Here is a 1,004-nt window from a genome sequence, read left to right on the forward strand (position 1 = left end):
CATTTAAGGTGGATTTATTTCTAAAGGTCACGTTGGTGAGGGCATGATTGGCAGTGCCATTTGTAGTTGTGATAGCTGAAGTGCCATCAATGATGTCTCCATTCATGGTAGAAGCATTGAAGTTAAAAGACGCCCCGATGGTACTGTTGCCATAAGGCCTATCTAGGTGTTCAAGGTTTCCATTTAAGATAGTGCCATTCCTAAAGGCAAGACCCTCACCTTGTCCAAAATTAGAATTTATCCATACAATACCCCCGTTGATAGTAGAGCTATCAAAGAAGGAATTCCCTTTGCTATTATTGAGACCCTCTACATAGCCATAGTAGTTTTCTATGGCATAGCCATTTTTTTTACTGCCATTTAGGGTTGAACCTGTGATTTCAAAAGCCATGTGATTGTATGCATCCGTATATAATGATCCATTGATAGTGGAGTTTTTAGCAGTTAGGTCAAATGCCGCACCACTTAAGAAGATTGCATATCCGTTATGTTCTGCACCTCCATCTTTTCCTAATGTGGAATTGGTAAGGCTGATATTGCTATGTCCAGCATTGACACTGATATAATCGATGTAAGAGTCAGTTGCACTGATACCAAATTCCCCTCCCATCACCCATAGTTGTTTGATTGAGGATTTGTTTGTGAGTGTTACAGAGGTGTTAGTGGCTTGAGAATAGACACTGAGATTCAGATCGGAGTTATCGACACTCACTCTTGCGGTTCCATGAGAGAAGCTCATATCGGTGGGTTCTTTAGCAGTAGGATTGATCTTGGATCTAGTGAAAGTAAAATTTATCACCGAGGCTGCATTTCCTCCGATGTCTTTGAAAGATCCATTCCAGATAGCATCAGTAAATTTAACATCAAGTGTGCCCCCTGTATTTAAGATGATGTTTCCATTTAGAGTGGAGCCATCATTTACAGTTATATAGCGACTAGCTTCAGCATTGATCAGGATATCTCCATTCATCACACTCTTATTGTAAAGACTTATAGAAGTAACA

At 40.0% G+C, this 1,004-nt stretch carries 1 protein-coding gene; it reads right to left on the reverse strand.

What is annotated here, in order from left to right:
* Positions 1–970, reverse strand: a 970-nt coding sequence (locus tag BKH42_RS09055; RefSeq protein WP_143428618.1) for a hypothetical protein, incomplete at its 3' end; no start/stop codon positions are given.
* Positions 971–1,004 lie beyond the last annotated feature (34 nt).

Origin of the sequence: Helicobacter sp. 13S00482-2, assembly GCF_002272795.1 — a bacterium.
Classification (GTDB): Bacteria; Campylobacterota; Campylobacteria; order Campylobacterales; family Helicobacteraceae; genus Helicobacter_J.